This window comes from Grimontia sp. THUN1695, from assembly GCF_059704325.2.
The window spans coordinates 3,070,968-3,086,654 of sequence record NZ_AP046577.1; the positions used below are offsets into that span (position 1 = coordinate 3,070,968).

The 15,687-nt window shown below is 54.0% G+C and carries 13 protein-coding genes; 4 read left to right on the forward strand and 9 right to left on the reverse strand.

Annotated elements, in window-relative coordinates:
- Window positions 1-39: 39 nt before the first annotated feature.
- Window positions 40-537 (forward strand): ATP-dependent Lon protease, encoded by a 498-nt coding sequence (locus AC6IB1_RS17510; RefSeq protein WP_497567680.1) that lies wholly within the window; start codon window positions 40-42, stop codon window positions 535-537.
- 66 nt (window positions 538-603) lie between these two features.
- Here the strand turns inward: AC6IB1_RS17510 and AC6IB1_RS17515 are convergent, their stop codons facing one another.
- Both AC6IB1_RS17515 and greB read right to left on the reverse strand, forming a co-directional pair.
- A complete protein-coding gene (locus AC6IB1_RS17515) occupies window positions 604-2,931 on the reverse strand; it encodes a Tex family protein (protein WP_497567681.1) in 2,328 nt (775 codons plus the stop codon).
- Between the two features lie 38 nt (window positions 2,932-2,969).
- The gene (gene greB / locus AC6IB1_RS17520; protein ID WP_005501634.1) at window positions 2,970-3,455 is read right to left on the reverse strand and encodes a transcription elongation factor GreB; all 486 of its coding nucleotides are present in this window, start codon (window positions 3,453-3,455) and stop codon (window positions 2,970-2,972) included.
- A gap of 231 nt (window positions 3,456-3,686) precedes the next feature.
- On the opposite strand from greB, the gene ompR reads away from it, so the two are divergent.
- The 3 genes from ompR to AC6IB1_RS17535 all read left to right on the forward strand — a co-directional run bounded on the left by ompR (window position 3,687) and on the right by AC6IB1_RS17535 (window position 6,257).
- On the forward strand, window positions 3,687-4,403 hold the full coding sequence (gene ompR, locus AC6IB1_RS17525) for an osmolarity response regulator transcription factor OmpR (RefSeq protein WP_005501628.1): 717 nt from the start codon (window positions 3,687-3,689) through the stop codon (window positions 4,401-4,403).
- Window positions 4,404-4,406: 3 nt separating this feature from the next.
- Window positions 4,407-5,750, forward strand: coding sequence for a two-component system sensor histidine kinase EnvZ (gene envZ, locus AC6IB1_RS17530; RefSeq protein WP_497567682.1), 1,344 nt, complete (start codon window positions 4,407-4,409; stop codon window positions 5,748-5,750).
- 132 nt (window positions 5,751-5,882) lie between these two features.
- A complete protein-coding gene (locus AC6IB1_RS17535; RefSeq protein WP_497567683.1) occupies window positions 5,883-6,257 on the forward strand; it encodes a GntR family transcriptional regulator in 375 nt (124 codons plus the stop codon).
- 47 nt (window positions 6,258-6,304) lie between these two features.
- Here AC6IB1_RS17535 and recG read toward each other — a convergent pair whose 3' ends face one another.
- The 7 genes from recG to flhB form a co-directional block, all read right to left on the reverse strand.
- Complete coding sequence (recG, locus tag AC6IB1_RS17540) at window positions 6,305-8,386, reverse strand: ATP-dependent DNA helicase RecG (RefSeq protein WP_497567684.1); 2,082 nt, start codon at window positions 8,384-8,386, stop codon at window positions 6,305-6,307.
- A 33-nt stretch (window positions 8,387-8,419) separates the two neighbouring features.
- Window positions 8,420-9,112: a tRNA (guanosine(18)-2'-O)-methyltransferase TrmH gene (gene trmH / locus AC6IB1_RS17545; RefSeq protein ID WP_497567685.1), complete on the reverse strand. Its 693-nt coding sequence runs from the start codon at window positions 9,110-9,112 to the stop codon at window positions 8,420-8,422.
- Window positions 9,113-9,175: 63 nt separating this feature from the next.
- The gene (gene spoT / locus AC6IB1_RS17550) at window positions 9,176-11,284 is read right to left on the reverse strand and encodes a bifunctional GTP diphosphokinase/guanosine-3',5'-bis pyrophosphate 3'-pyrophosphohydrolase (RefSeq protein ID WP_497567686.1); all 2,109 of its coding nucleotides are present in this window, start codon (window positions 11,282-11,284) and stop codon (window positions 9,176-9,178) included.
- 24 nt (window positions 11,285-11,308) lie between these two features.
- Window positions 11,309-11,584, reverse strand: coding sequence for a DNA-directed RNA polymerase subunit omega (rpoZ, locus tag AC6IB1_RS17555; RefSeq protein ID WP_005501616.1), 276 nt, complete (start codon window positions 11,582-11,584; stop codon window positions 11,309-11,311).
- Window positions 11,585-11,678: 94 nt separating this feature from the next.
- The gene (gene gmk, locus AC6IB1_RS17560) at window positions 11,679-12,302 is read right to left on the reverse strand and encodes a guanylate kinase (RefSeq protein WP_497567687.1); all 624 of its coding nucleotides are present in this window, start codon (window positions 12,300-12,302) and stop codon (window positions 11,679-11,681) included.
- Window positions 12,303-12,444: 142 nt separating this feature from the next.
- Complete coding sequence (gene flhA / locus AC6IB1_RS17565) at window positions 12,445-14,550, reverse strand: flagellar biosynthesis protein FlhA (protein WP_497567688.1); 2,106 nt, start codon at window positions 14,548-14,550, stop codon at window positions 12,445-12,447.
- A gap of 9 nt (window positions 14,551-14,559) precedes the next feature.
- On the reverse strand, window positions 14,560-15,687 hold the full coding sequence (flhB, locus tag AC6IB1_RS17570; protein WP_497567689.1) for a flagellar biosynthesis protein FlhB: 1,128 nt from the start codon (window positions 15,685-15,687) through the stop codon (window positions 14,560-14,562).

Consider the following 15,687-nt stretch of genomic DNA (forward strand, 5'->3'; position numbering starts at 1 on the left):
ATTCCCCGCTCATGCACGCAGGCGGTTCGCCTTCGGTCAATGTTCGGAGTAAACATTGGCATGAACATTTCGCCCGCAAACGTCAGCATCCCTGCTGTCGTACCGTCAGTAAACCCGCCAACGGAGCAAGTTGCGCGGGAAAATCGCGTGCGTGAAAAAATTGTCCCTCCACGCCAGGCCAGTGCCAGCGCCGAAGAAAAAGCGGTTTCCCAGCAAGAGAAACAACTTCGCAAACCATCGTGGGATCCCTCGGAGCATCCGGACTACACGGAGGTCACGCAACAAAACCCTCACCAATACGGTGACAACGGACTGGCTGCACATGAAGCCCTGAGCCAGTTTTCTGCCATGCTGGCAGGTGCCTCTTATGCGTCGCCGGATGACAATGGTTATGCGATGCGTATCAAGTTGCCCAAAGAAGTGCTGGATAAAATCGAACAGCTCAAAGCCTCACAGCGCACCGGCGCGGTGGTGGCGATGCGTTACCAGCAATCAACGGTTGCCAACTTGCCGTCGGAAGTCCTGATTGTGATTTAGGGATAAACGCCCAGAGACAAAAACAGCGCCTTGACGGGCGCTGTTTTGGTTTGGGCGAGACAGGGGCTAGCGGCGCTTGGCGTTGGCAAAGGCATCGGCGAAGGCGCCACCGAAGCCAGACGGTTGCCCACCACGGTTGTTGTCACGACGGCCATTGCCGTTGGCGTTGCGATCCTGATTGCGTGGACGTGATTCACGTGCAGGCTTGCTGTCCGCGCCCGGCTCATCGCTCAGACGCATAGACAGCCCAATGCGCTTGCGCTGCAGGTCAACTTCCATCACCTTCACTTTCACCACATCACCGGCTTTAACCACATCGCGGGGATCCGAGATAAATTTGTCGGACAGGGCTGAGATGTGAACCAGACCATCCTGATGGACGCCTACATCGACAAAGGCACCAAAATTAGTGACATTGGTGATCACCCCTTCCAGCACCATGCCGGGGATCAGGTCTTTCACTTCGTTCACGCCTTCGGCAAACGTCGCGGTTTTAAACTCAGGGCGTGGGTCGCGGCCCGGCTTGGCAAGTTCCGCCAGAATGTCGGTGACGGTCGGGATGCCGAAAGTGTCATCGGCATAATCTGCCGCGTTCAATGTGCGTAGGAAGTCATGATTGCCAATCATGGCATCAACCGCTTTGCCGGATTTCTCCGCAATGCGTTTTACTACCGGATAGGCCTCCGGGTGCACCGCAGAACCGTCGAGTGGGTTTTTGCCATTCATGACACGCAAAAAGCCTGCGCACTGCTCAAAGGCTTTCGGCCCCAGACGCGGCACTTTCAGCAAGGTTTTGCGATCCTCAAAGCGGCCATTTTCATCGCGGAACGCCACAATGTTTGCCGCCATGGTGGTCGAAAGGCCAGCCACACGGGTTAACAGCGCCGCCGAGGCACTATTCACGTCAACGCCGACGGCGTTGACACAGTCTTCCACCACCGCATCCAGACGCTTGGCTAGTTGGGTCTGGCTGACATCATGTTGGTATTGGCCAACACCGATAGATTTAGGATCAATTTTCACCAGCTCTGCCAGTGGGTCCTGCAGACGGCGGGCAATAGATACCGCGCCACGCAGTGAGACATCGAGATGTGGGAATTCGGTGGCAGCAAGCTCTGAAGCCGAATAGACGGATGCGCCAGCTTCACTGACCATCACCGTCTGGATTTTTTCGCCGGCATCTTTGAGCATTCCTGCGACGAAGGCATCGGTTTCACGGGATGCGGTGCCATTGCCAATCGCAATCAAATCTACCTTGTGCTTTTTGATCAGCGCCATCACCACGCGGGCAGATTCGGCAATCTTGTTCTGTGGCGGGGTGGGATAGATGGTGGCGGTGTCCAGCAGCTTACCGGTAGCGTCAACCACCGCGACTTTACAGCCGGTGCGCAGGCCCGGGTCGATGCCCAGAGTGCAACGTGGACCTGCCGGGGCAGCCATCAGCAAGTCTTTCAGGTTATCGGCAAACACCTTGATGGCATCGTTTTCCGCGCTTTCACGCAGGTTGCCCATCAGCTCCGTTTCCATGTGCATCAGGATTTTGATGCGCCATGCAAAGCTCACCACCTGTTTGCGCCAGCGATCGGCAGGGGCGGTACCCAGTTTCGCGCCATAGTGATCACAGATAAGGGTTTCACAGTAGGAGCCGGTGGATTTTTCATCCTGACCCGGGTCAGCATTGAGTGAGAGTTGCAGGATACCTTCATTACGGCCGCGGAACATGGCAAGGGCGCGGTGCGATGGCACTTTGCTGAGCCGTTCATCATGGGCGAAATAATCTTTAAATTTCGCGCCTTCTTCCTCTTTGCCTGCCACGACACGGGACTGGATTTCGGCATTCTGGTTTAAATGGCGGCGCACTTTATCCAACAGGGCAGCATCTTCGGCGAACTGCTCCATCAGGATAGCGCGCGCGCCATCCAGCACGGCTTTGGTATCTGCAAAGCCTGCTTCTTCATTCAGATAGTTGGCCGCTTCGGTTTCCGGATCGTGGTCGGGTTGCTCCCAAAGCAGGGTTGCCAGCGGCTCAAGGCCCGCTTCAATGGCAATCTGGCCTTTGGTACGGCGCTTGGGCTTGTAGGGTAGGTACAAATCTTCCAGCCGGTTTTTGCTGTCGGCGTCGAGAATGTCCTTTTTCAGTGCGTCGGTCAGCTTACCCTGCTCATCAATCGATTTCAGTATCACCTGGCGACGATCTTCCAGTTCACGCAGGTAGCTGAGACGTGATTCCAGAATACGCAGCTGGGTGTCATCAAGGCCGTTGGTCACTTCCTTACGGTAGCGGGCGATAAACGGCACGGTATTGCCGTCATCCAGCAGGTTGACGGCTGCTACCACCTGTGCGTCGCGTACATTGAGCTCAGTGGCGATTTGTTGGTAGATAGAGGTTGTCATGGTATTCCTTTGGTTCACTGTCACGCCAGGGCATGACGTTACTGTTCGTCTTGCTGGTAGCGGATACGGTTGACGTACCAGACTTTTGGCCCTTCAGGGGTGGCGACCACGGCTTCGTCATCGACTTCTTTTTTGATCAGGGCGCGGGCCATCGGACTGTCGATAGAAATATAGTCTTTGCGGCCGTAAATTTCGTCCGGGCCGACAATGCGGAAAGAAAGGGTGTCGCCGTCGTCGTTTTCGACATCGACCCAGGCGCCGAAAAACACCTTGCCGTCCTGTTGCGGACTATAGTCAATCACACGCAACACCTCGAGGCGCTTTCTGAGATAGCGGACGCGGCGGTCGATTTCGCGCAGCAGGCGTTTATTGTAGGTGTAGTCGGCATTTTCAGAGCGATCGCCAAGACTGGCAGCCCAGGACACAATTTTTGTGATTTCAGGCCGGCGCTCGTTCCAGAGATAATCGAGCTCTTGTTTGAGTTTGTTATAACCTTCTCGGGTAACCAAATCGGTTTTTTTCATTCTGCGTTCCGAGTGCTATCGTGGTTTTCTGGCCAGAGTTATAACCGCTTTGCTGCCATGATTAAAGTCATCGCGCCTTACAACGTTATATTGAGGCATGAAAAACACATTGTTTTTTTGGGGCAGGGTTACAACTGGTAACAGTTTTTCTTCCCACAGTGTCATAGTCTGGTGTCTTATATCAGCGTTAATATTGGTGGTGTTCCCACCCTCCGGAGAGAAAGGTAAGTCATGCAAGATAATCATAAGATCCTGGTTGTTGATGACGATATGCGTCTACGTTCGCTGCTTGAGCGTTATTTGTCAGAGCAAGGTTTTCAGGTGCGCAGTGTGGCGAATGCCGAGCAGATGGACCGTTTGCTCTCCCGCGAGAATTTCCACCTGATGGTGCTGGATTTAATGCTGCCGGGTGAAGATGGCCTGTCCATTTGCCGCCGCCTGCGCCAGGCTAATAACCAGTTGCCTATCCTGATGCTCACCGCCAAAGGCGATGAGATTGACCGTATTGTCGGTCTGGAAGTTGGCGCTGATGATTATCTGCCAAAACCGTTTAACCCGCGTGAGCTGCTGGCACGTATCCGTGCCGTTTTGCGCCGCCAGACGGTTGAAGCCCCCGGGGCGCCAGCCAGTGAAGAGAAAGTGGTGGAGTTTGGCCAGTTCCGTTTAAACCTCGGTACCCGCGAAATGTTCCGCAACGATGAGCCGCTGACCCTGACGTCCGGCGAATTTGCGGTGCTGAAAGCCTTGGTGACCAACGCCCGTGAGCCGATGTCACGCGATAAGCTGATGAACATGGCCCGCGGCCGTGAGTATTCTGCTATGGAGCGTTCCATTGACGTGCAAATCTCGCGACTTCGCCGCATGATTGAAGAAGATCCCAGCAAACCCCGCTATATCCAGACGGTATGGGGGCTGGGCTACGTATTCGTACCGGATGGAGAAGCCTAATCCATGCGCTTCTCTCCACGCAGTAACTTTGCCCGTACACTCGTGGTGATGGCTGGCCTTCTGATTGCCAGCCAGATTTTCTCCTATCTCACCATCTTGAATTACGCCCTGCTGCCGAGTATCAAGCAGTTCAACAAAATCCTTGCCCATGAAATCCAGGTGATGCTGAACGGGGACATGACACTGTCGGATGGCAAGGTATACCACCTCGATGAAGGGCTGCGTCGCCAGCTGTTAGAAAAGCTGGGTGTGACCATGCATGATGACGCTGACCCCGTGATGATGGAGGAATTTCAGCATGCGGCGGAAGTGGATTACCTGAGCGCCGACATGTCGGAAAAACTCAATGCTCCGACGGAAGCCCGCATCAGTCTGGAATCGAAAAATTATGTGCTCTGGCTTGAGAGCGCAGCGTTTCCGGGGTATGTCATGCGTATCCCGCTGTCTGAATTGCACCAGGATGATTTCCAGCCCCTGTTCTTCTATTCGATGTTTATTGCCCTGCTGGTGATTGGCGGGGGATGGATGTTTATCAAGGTGCAGAACCGCCCACTGGCGGTGCTGGAAAAGGCAGCGCTGGAAGTGGGACATGGCAAGTTTCCCCCTCCTGTGCCGGAGTGCGGAGCCTCTGATATCCGCGCGGTGACCAGGGCGTTTAACCAGATGAGTGACGGTATTCGTAAGCTTGAGGAAGACAGAGCGCTGCTGATGGCCGGTGTCAGCCATGATCTGCGGACGCCACTGACCCGTATCCGCTTGGCGACAGAGATGATGTCACCGCAAGACAGTTATCTGGCTGAGAGCATGATTAAGGACACCGAGGAGTGTAACGAGATCATCAATCAGTTTATGGACTACTTGCGCTCGGTACAGCTTCAGGACATGAGCGAGATTGACCTGAACCTGGTGGCGGAAGATGTCTCAGTGGCTGATGGTGCAACCGGTCATGAGCTTGAAGTGGTGAAAGGGGAGTTGGTGGGGAACCTTGAGGCCAACGAAGTGGCTATCCGCCGTGCGGTGACCAATCTGGTGGTGAATGCGGTGCGTTATGGCGATGGCTGGGTGAAAATCAGCACCGGCACATCTGCGGATCGCCGTCACCAGTGGATTGCGGTGGAGGATAACGGCCCCGGGATTGCTGCTGATCAGGTTGAGACCGTGATGCAGCCCTTTACCCGTGGTGACACCGCGCGAGGCTCTGAAGGTACAGGCCTTGGCCTTGCTATCGTCAAACGCATTGTCGAGCAACACAATGGTGCGTTAAAGCTCAGTGAGCGTTCACAAGGTGGTTTACGGGCCCAAATCGTGTTGCCGGTAACCAAGCGGCAAGGGCGGAAACGTCTGTGAACCTTCCTAGAAAAAGTGCGGGGTTGTCCTGCACTTTTTCTTTTCTGATATGGAAAATAATGCATATATATGTCTCATTTTTGCGTCATCTGCTAATACTGTAATAAAACGCCGATACAGCAGGGATCAAATATGAAGATCATCATCGACCCGCATGACCCGTCGCCAAAGTTTCGCCAGTTGATGACGCAAATCCAGCGTCAGATTGTGGCGGGTACGCTGATCCCTGGTGAGAAACTGACGTCTGTCAGAAAGTTGGCCGCAGCGCTCAATATCAATCCGATGACGATTTCCCGTTGCTACCAGAAGATGGAAAAAGAAGGCTGGCTGGAGCGTAAACGCGGTGTCGGCATGATTGTCGCCCGTCAGGGTTTACAGGGTAGGATGGAAGACAGGTTCGGGTTTATCAAGCCAACGCTGAACGCGCTGATTGCTGATGCCAGAGAGGTGGGTTACAGCAAATCGGAAGTAATGGCTCTGGTGATGCAACACTGGGATGAGGGGTAACACCGGAACCGGGTTTATAATGGAAATGAAAGGGCGGGAGACCGCCCTTATGCGTTGCTGTATTTGTCTTTACTGCCGAGCCAGCGTGTGATGATGGCTTTGGCGTTATCCGGATAGTGCTGGTGCAGGTAGAGCGCCAGTTTCTGTACTTCCGGGATCAGTTTCTGGTCACGCACCAGATCTGCAATCTTAAACTCGGCTATTCCCGTTTGTTTGGTGCCCAGCAACTCTCCGGGCCCCCGGATTTCAAGATCGCGCTGGGCAATCACAAAGCCATCGCTGCTTTCACGTAAAACACCAAGGCGCTGGGTGGCGGTTTTTGACAGTGGCGCGTGGTACAACAGCACACAGTGACTGGCCACCGAGCCCCGGCCAACCCGGCCACGAAGCTGGTGAAGCTGGGCAAGTCCCAGACGCTCCGGGTTTTCGATGATCATCAGACTGGCATTGGGCACATCCACGCCGACTTCAATCACCGTCGTTGCCACCAGAAGGTGAAGCTCTCCGGCTTTAAATGCCTGCATTACCGCCTGCTTTTCGGCTGCTTTCATCCGCCCGTGCACCAGACCAATTTTCAGGTCGGGCAGGGCACGGGCCAAATCATCGGCGGTGTCTGCGGCGGCCTGCGCTTCCAGCACGTCAGACTCATCAATCAGGGTACAGACCCAGTACGCCTGCCGCCCTTCCCCGATGCATGCGGCGTGGACACGGTTGATGATGTCGATGCGGCGGGTATCCGGCACTGCGACGGTCTGGATCGGGGTACGGCCCGGCGGCAGCTCGTCGATAATGGAGGTATCCAGATCGGCATAGGCGGTCATCGCCAGCGTACGGGGGATCGGTGTGGCGGTCATGATAAGCTGGTGCGGATGAATGCCCTGCTTCATGCCCTTCTCGCGCAGTTCAAGGCGCTGGTGGACACCAAAGCGGTGCTGTTCGTCGATGATCACCAGTGCCAGCTTGTCGAATTCCACCTGCTTCTGGAACAGGGCATGGGTACCGACCACCATTTTGGCCTCGCCGCTGGCAATACTGGCAAGCTGGGTTTCTTTGGCTTTTCCGGTCAGTTTGCCTGCCAGCCATCCAACGGAAATGCCCAGTGGCTCCAGCCAATTGGCGAAGTTTATGGCGTGCTGTTCGGCAAGCAGTTCGGTCGGGGCCATCAGGGCGACCTGATAACCTTGCTCAATCGCTTGCAAGGCCGCGAGTGCAGCCACCAGGGTTTTGCCTGAGCCGACATCGCCCTGCACCAGTCGCATCATGGGTTTATTCAGCCCCATATCCCGCTCGATATCCGCCACTACACGGGATTGCGCGCCGGTTGGAGAGAAGGGCAGTGAGGCAAGCAACTTTGGTTTTAATTCGGTCGAAGGCGGCAGCGAAAATGTCGGATCTTGCTGCAACTTGCTGCGAACGGCGAGCATGGACAGGTTCTGGGCTAAAAGCTCTTCCAGGATCAGGCGCTTCTGCGCCGGGTGTTCGCCCTTTTCCAACTGGGCGACAGAAATATCCGGCGTGGGACGGTGCAGGATTTTCAGGGCATCACGCAGGGTGATTTGCCTGTCGTATAAGCCTTCTGGCAGCAATTCCTGCACGGCAGCACTATCAAGCAGTTTGAGTGCCTGATCGGTGAGGTTACGGAGCGTGAGCTGGCGCAGGCCTTCTGTAGTCGGGTAAACCGGTGTCAGGGTCTCTTCCAGTGTGAGCTCGGTGGGCTCGGAGAAGATTTTGTATTCCGGATGGATGATTTCAAGGCCGCCCTGACCGCGTTTGATTTCACCATAGGCTTTGACGCGTTTGCCCTGTTCGAGGCTGTTTTTCATTGCCGCGTTGAAGTTGAAAAAACGCAGGGTCAGTGAGCCGTTGCCATCGGTGATTTTCACCGTCAGCATGCGGCGGCGGCCAAAGACGGTGTTGTTGCTGACCACCTCCCCTTCTACAGTGGCGTGTTGTCCAGGCATCAGGCTCATGATGGGCCAGATACGGGTACGGTCTTCATAGCGGTAGGGGAGATGGAACAGCAGATCCTGCACGGTAAACAGTCCGAGCTTTTCCAGTTTTTCGGCCATTTTCCCGCCCACACCGGTCAATGAGGTGACGGGGACGGCATCTAACATTGAAGCGCGCATGGCGGTTTCATCTCTCCTGCATTTGCATTGAAATTACTTGGCGGCTTGCATCATGGCCCACCAGGTTGGGTCTGCCACGATTTGGCCTTCTTCATCGAGCGCTGGGTACGGCAGGCCTTTGCGCCTGGCCACTTTTGCCAGCACCGGATGGCCCCGTTCAAAAAGGATTCGGTCAACCTCCGCCTGTGGGATCAGGGTACGGGTGCGCTGGTACATGCCGGCATTCTGGCGTTGGCGCTGTGCTTCGTAAAGAATCAATGCGCTGGCGACCGAGACATTCAGCGACTGTACCATACCTACCATCGGAATGATGATGTCTTGATCGGCCTGTGCCAGCGCTTGCTGGCTGATCCCGGTTTTTTCCTGCCCCATCACAATAGCTGTCGGTTTGGTGTAATCAATCTCTCGAAAGTCTACTGCGCTCTCGGACAGGTTGGTGACCAGAATCTGCATCCCTTTGGCTTTAAGGGCAGCAAAGGCGTCCGATGTGTTGTCATGAGTGACAACATCCACCCAGTTGCGGGCGCCGGCAGAGGTGCCGCCCAAGGTGCGCATCTTGCTGTTTTTCGGCCAGACAGCGTGAACCTGGTGAATGCCTACGGCATCCGCCGTGCGGATAATGGCAGAGATATTATTCGGCTTGTGGACTTCTTCCATGCACACTGTCAGATCGGGCTGGCGGGTGGCCAGTACCTCATGAATGCGTGCAAAACGTTCTGGTGTCATGTGTTTCCCGTTTATAAAAACGCCCGCATCAGCGGGCGCTTTGGTTGATCGTGGACGCTCAGGTCAGTTTTTTCGTCGAACCACTTTCACCACATTCGGCATGATCCGTAGGCGACGCATGATATTGGCCAGATGTACGCGGTTTTTGGTCGTCAGTTTAACGTAAATCGTGTACAGGCGGCCGTCGCGCTCTTCGGTGGTCAGCCCCTGGATATTGGAGCCTGTGGCCGCGATAGCGTTGGTCAGGTCTGCCAGTGCACCCTGGTGGTTGTGCATATCGATACGCAGTGCAGTCGCAAAGTCCTGATCGATATCGGCACCCCATTCCACGGACATGTATTTGTCCGGCTCCTGGCTGTAACCGCGGATATTGGCACACTCTTCGCGGTGGATAACCAGACCTTTGCCCGGACTGACGTGACCGACAATGTGATCGCCCGGGATTGGGCGGCAGCAGTTGGCGTAGGTCAGCAGAATGCCTTCAGCGCCCCGGATAGGCAGGCATCCGCCTTGCTCTTCCAGACTGTCTGCATCACCCAGCAGGCGCTTGGCGATCACCACGCTCATCAACTCACCCAGACCAATCGCGGCCAGCAGGTCGTCGACGGTCTCGAGTTTCAGATCCACGAGGACCTTATCGATATTGACCTGCTCAATGTCCTGGATGTTCTTTTCGCCCAGGGCATGGTTGAGTAGGCGGCGGCCAAGGATAATCGACTCTTCGCGGCGCTTGGTTTTCAGCACCTGGCGAATCTTGGTGCGCGCCCGTGAGGTTACGACATAATTCAGCCAGGCAGCATTGGGGCGTGCACCGGGGGCGGTGATGATCTCAATGGTCTGGCCGTTTTTCAGCGGCTGGCTGAGCGGGTAAGACTGGCGGTTCACCCGGGCACCGACGCAGGAGTTGCCCACATCGGTGTGTACTGCATAGGCGAAGTCCACCGCCGTCGCACCGACCGGCAATTCGACAATGCGTCCTTTCGGCGTAAAGACAAACAGTTCGTCGGGGAACAGGTCTGATTTCACGCTTTCGATAAACTCAAACGAGCTGCCGGCACTTTGCTGGAGCTCCAGCAGGCTTTGCATCCAGCGCTGTGCCCGGACCTGTGCGGTTGTGCCGCCACCACCGGCGCGCTCTGCACCGTCTTTGTATGCCCAGTGAGCTGCCACCCCTTTGTCCGCCATCTGATCCATATCTTCGGTACGGATTTGTACTTCAACCGGTACGCCATGGGGGCCAATCATCGAGGTATGCAGGGACTGGTAGCCGTTCGCTTTTGGCACCGCAATGTAATCTTTCATCCGGCCCGGACGTGGCTTGTACAGGTTATGCATCTGCCCCAGCACCCGGTAGCAGGTATCGACCGTGTCGACAATCACCCGGAAAGCATAGAGATCCATGATGGTGTGGAAGCGTTGCTCTTTGTTCTTCATCTTGTTGTAGATGGAGTAGAGGTTCTTCTCACGGCCCAGCACCTTGGCATTGATGCCCGCATCCTGGAGACGGCCTTCAATTTCGGCGTGGATTTTCTGGATCATCTCTTTGCGGTTACCACGCGCCTGGATCACCACTTCACGCAATACGCGGTAGCGGTTTGGGTAGAGGGCCTCAAAGCCGAGCTCTTCCAGTTCTACCTTGATATTGTGAATACCCAGCCGGTGTGCCAGCGGGGAGAAAATCTCAAGAGTTTCGCGGGCGATGCGGCGACGTTTATCCGGACGCAGTGCGCCCAGCGTGCGCATGTTGTGTGTGCGGTCAGCGAGTTTGATCAGGATAACGCGGATATCATGGGCCATGGCCATGATCATTTTGCGGAAGTTTTCCGCCTGCGCTTCCTGACGATCGCGGAATTTGAGTTTATCAAGCTTGGAGACGCCATCCACCAAATCGGCGACGGTATCGCCAAAACGCTGTTGCAGGTCTTCTTTGGTGACTTCGGTGTCTTCAATCACGTCATGCAGCAGGGCTGCCATCAGGGTTTCGTGGTCGAGACGCATTTCCGCAAGGATGCGGGCAACGGCGATAGGGTGGATGATATAGGGTTCACCGCTTGAGCGGGTTTGCCCTTCGTGGGCATCTCGTGCGACCAAATACGCTTGCCGGAGTGCCTCTAGGTGAGGCTCCGGCAAATATTGTGCAGCGACTTCTTTCAGGCTATCAAAGAGATACAATCTGCCTGCTTCCCTGAAGTTAGATTAGCGGAGAGTTCCTGTGATGGTGCTGACAGCAGCCATTTCTGCTGCTTCCTGTTCTTGTTGCTCTTGACGCTCACGGGCATCCAGGATCTCTTTGGTGATCAGGCCTTCCTCAATTTCACGCAGAGCGATAACAGTTTGTTTGTCATTCTCTTCCTGAACCAGTGCATCTTTACCACCAGTTTGCATTTGGCGTGCGCGGCGAGCTGCTACCAATACTAGGTCGAAACGGTTGCCAATTTTTTCAACAGCGTCTTGAACGGTTACGCGTGCCATGAAGAACTCCAGTAAGTAATAAAATCAAAATGACCGAAAATTATACAAAAGCGAACTGGCCTAAACAACAAACATCTTTTGCTATCAGCGCGCTTTATTGCTCCAGTAGTCTGTCAATCATATCGTGATGACGACTGTATTGCTTGTCTTGTTTCATCCGCTCGGCGCGAAGGATGGCTTTCATGTCCATCAGGGACACATCGAAATCATCATTTACGATAACGTAATCATATTCGTTATAGTGGGAGATCTCGGAGCGGGCCTCTTCCATCCGTTTTGCGATGACCTCATCGGTATCCTGACCACGCGCATTCAGGCGACGTTCAAGCTCTTCACGGCTTGGCGGCAGAATGAAGATGCTTTTTGCATTGGGCATTTTCTCGCGGATTTGCTGGGCGCCTTGCCAGTCAATATCGAGGAAAATGTCGATACCTTTTGCCAGCATGTCTTCAATCCACAGGCGTGATGTGCCATAGAAGTTACCGAACACTTCGGCATACTCTAGGAACGCATTTTTCTCGATCAGCGCTTTAAATTCGTCAACAGACACGAAATGGTAGTGAACGCCGTTTTCCTCTCCCGGGCGTGCTGCGCGGGTGGTATGGGACACAGACACTTTCATGTCATAACGGGGATTGTCTTTCAGCAGGGCCGAAATCAGGCTTGATTTACCGGCACCGCTGGGCGCTGAAACGATATAAAGCGTACCTTGGCTCATGGTCATGATCACTGTGAGATGAAAGGGCGCGCAGGTTACCATGAACGCCCGCTAAAAAAAATCCACCTTGACTGCGTTGCGTGCTTTTCTCACGCTTCCTGTGGTGTTAGAAAGCATACCACGTGTTGGGTGATGTGTGTTATCAGCCCATATTGCCAACAACAGACACATTTCTGTCATCGGGAATTTCGTTGAACGAGAGTACGTAAAGCCCTCGCGCACAGACGCGTGCGTAGCGGGCCAGCAATGGGCGTAACTGCGGCATGACCAATAAAATAGGGGGATGGCCATTGATGCGCATGGAATCCAATACGTCAGGCAGGCTGCGTTGCAGCTTATCGATCAGGCTGGGTTCCAGTGCAAAGCCATCCAGCTGAACGTGTCCACTGGCCTGTGCCTGACTGAGCGCGTCCAATAGCATCTTTTCTAATTCACCAGAGAGGGTAATAGCCGCCACTTCCCGTGCCGTGCCGACTAACGCACTGAGAATATTCCGACGCAGTGCACAGCGAATGTCGGCGGCAAGAAAGATGGGGTCTTTTGACAATTCTGACGATTCCACCAGGGCGTTTGCGATGGTCACGATATCGTTCAGTGATACGCCATCTACGGCCAGTTGGCGGAATACGCGCAACAATTGTTGTGGTGTCAGTTTCTGTCGTAAATCGTCGGCAAGACGCGCGTTCAACTGGCTCAGCCGATTCATCACGCTGTCGACTTCATCGGGCCCGATAATCTCATCAACATACTCGTTGAAGACTTTGCTGATATGTGTCGAGATGATAGTGGCATGGTCAACGACGGTATACCCCAGGTTGATGGCTTTGTCTTTGTTTGCCGTTTTTATCCAGACGGCTTCCATGTTGTAAGCCGGGTCGCGGGTTAAAATGCCGTCGATCTCGCCGAATACCTGACCTGGGTTAATTGCCAGCAGGTGGTCCAGTTCCAGCTCCACCTTTTCCACGTTCGCATCGCGTACTGCGATTTGATATTCATTTGGCTCCAGCCCTAAATCATCACGGACATGAATCTGTGGGATCACAAAGCCACGTTTCTCTGACAGGGTTTTACGAATGCCTGCCAGCCGACTAAGCAGCTCTGCACCCTGACGACGATCGATAAGGTTCACCAACCGGTATCCGACACTCAGTGTGATCGCATGTACGCGCGGAATATCACTGGCACTGATTTCATGGTGTTCTTGTGCAATAGGAGCGGCTTCAACCAGGGCCTCTGCACGGGCCAGATCTTCCGCGACTTGCGGGCTTTCCGTCCGTTGTTGCAATTTCCAGCCGACCAGGCCCAGCACGGCAGCGAAGCTCAAAAAGGCAAGGTGTGGCATACCAGGGATCAGGCCGAGCACTACCATAATGCCTGCTACCACTAAGATAACAACGGGAGAGGCCAGCATCTGACGCGAAATTTGACCGGAAAGGTCTGACGCATCACTCACGCGGGTCACAATGATCGCAGAGGCGGTGGCAAGCAAAAGGGATGGTATCTGCGCAACCAGACCATCACCAATGGTTAACAGGGCGTAGGTTTTGAACGCGGAGGAAAAGTCTAAACCGTAAGAGAACACACCGATCGCGATACCACCGATGATGTTGATGAACAGGATCAACATCCCGGCGATGGCGTCGCCACGGACAAACTTCGACGCACCGTCCATCGAACCATAGAAATCGGCTTCGGTGGCAATGGTTTCACGCCGGGCTTTGGCTTCCAGATGATCAATAATGCCGGCATTGAGGTCTGCATCAATCGCCATCTGCTTGCCGGGCATGGCATCAAGTGTAAAGCGTGCACTCACTTCGGAAATGCGTTCGCCCCCTTTGGTGACCACAACGAAGTTGATGATCATTAAAATAACGAACACCACCATACCGACCACGTAGTTACCGCCGATAACGACATCACCAAACGCCTGGATCACCTTACCGGCGGCATCGCCACCTTCATGGCCATGCAACAATACAACACGGGTTGAGGCCACGTTCAGTGCCAGACGCAACAGGGTGGCGACAAGTAAAATACTGGGGAACACAGAGAAATCGAGCGGCTTTTTGCTGTAAACGGCGACCAGCATGACTATCAATGCCAGCACAATGTTGAAGGTGAACAGGATATCCAGCAAGAAAGGTGGCATGGGCAGCATCACCATCGCCAGAATGGTCATCAGCAGGAGAGGGATCCCCAGTTTTCCTTTGGCTACTACTTGATTGATAGAGGCAAATTTCGTTTTCATGATCACCGCTTATCGTCGGAGTTCTTCAGGGACAACCACTGTAGGAAACGTAGGCCGGTTACTCTGCCTGCCTTTCTTGTATTGATCCAACTGGAAGACATAGTTCAGTACATGGGCAACAGCGACATACAGTTGTGCCGGGATTTCTTGCCATTCATTGGTAGAGTAATACACCGCGCGGGCAAGAGGCGGTACCTCAACGACCGGTAAACCGTGTTGTTGCGCAATTTGTCGGATTTGCAGCGCCGCCTGATCGACACCCTTTGCAATCACAAACGGTGCGTTAGCTTTGCTGAGATCATATTTCAACGCGACCGCATAATGGGTTGGGTTGGTAATAATCACGTCGGCGGTCGGTACTGTTTTGGCAAACGCACGTTGTGACATCTGGCGCTGGAGCTGTCGTATACGCGCTTTGATTTCCGGTCGGCCTTCTGTGTTTTTGTGCTCTTCCTTTACCTCTTGTTTCGTCATCTTCAGCTTTTTGATGTATTCATAAGAAGAGTAGGGCATTTCCAGCACCGCGATAAATAAAAGCACCAGGCCATAGACAAACAAGCCCGTCCATAATAAATCCAGGAAAGCCGGAATAGCCGCACTGAGGCGGGTGTGCTGAAGGGCAATGATTTCATTTAAGTAGTGATTAATAAGCCAATAGAGCGCGCCACCAATAAAGGTGACTTTCAATATGCTTTTAATCAGCTCAACCAGAGAGTTGGCAGAGAAAATACGCTTGATACCGGATAAGGGATTCAGTTTCGACAACTTGGGCATCATGGCTTTGGTCGATATATTCCAGCCACCCCGAAGCAGATTTGCGCCGATCGAAACCAGCATGATCAGCGCAAATAAGGGTGCCAAGGCTTGTGTAGCCAAAATGGCACTTTGCCACAGAAGTTCGCCCATTTTATCTGGAGAGAAAACCGTGTCCTTATCGATATTCAGTGTCATTTCAGACACGGAAACAATCGTATGATGTATTGCAGATGAAAAGGCGCTGAGCAGCAGCGCGCTGGCAACCATCATTAACGCCGTGACCAATTCCCTGGAGCGTGGAAGATTACCTTCCTCGCGCGCCTTGCGAATTTTCTGTTCACTGGGGCGTTCCGTTTTATCCTGGGCACTGCTATCGCTCAT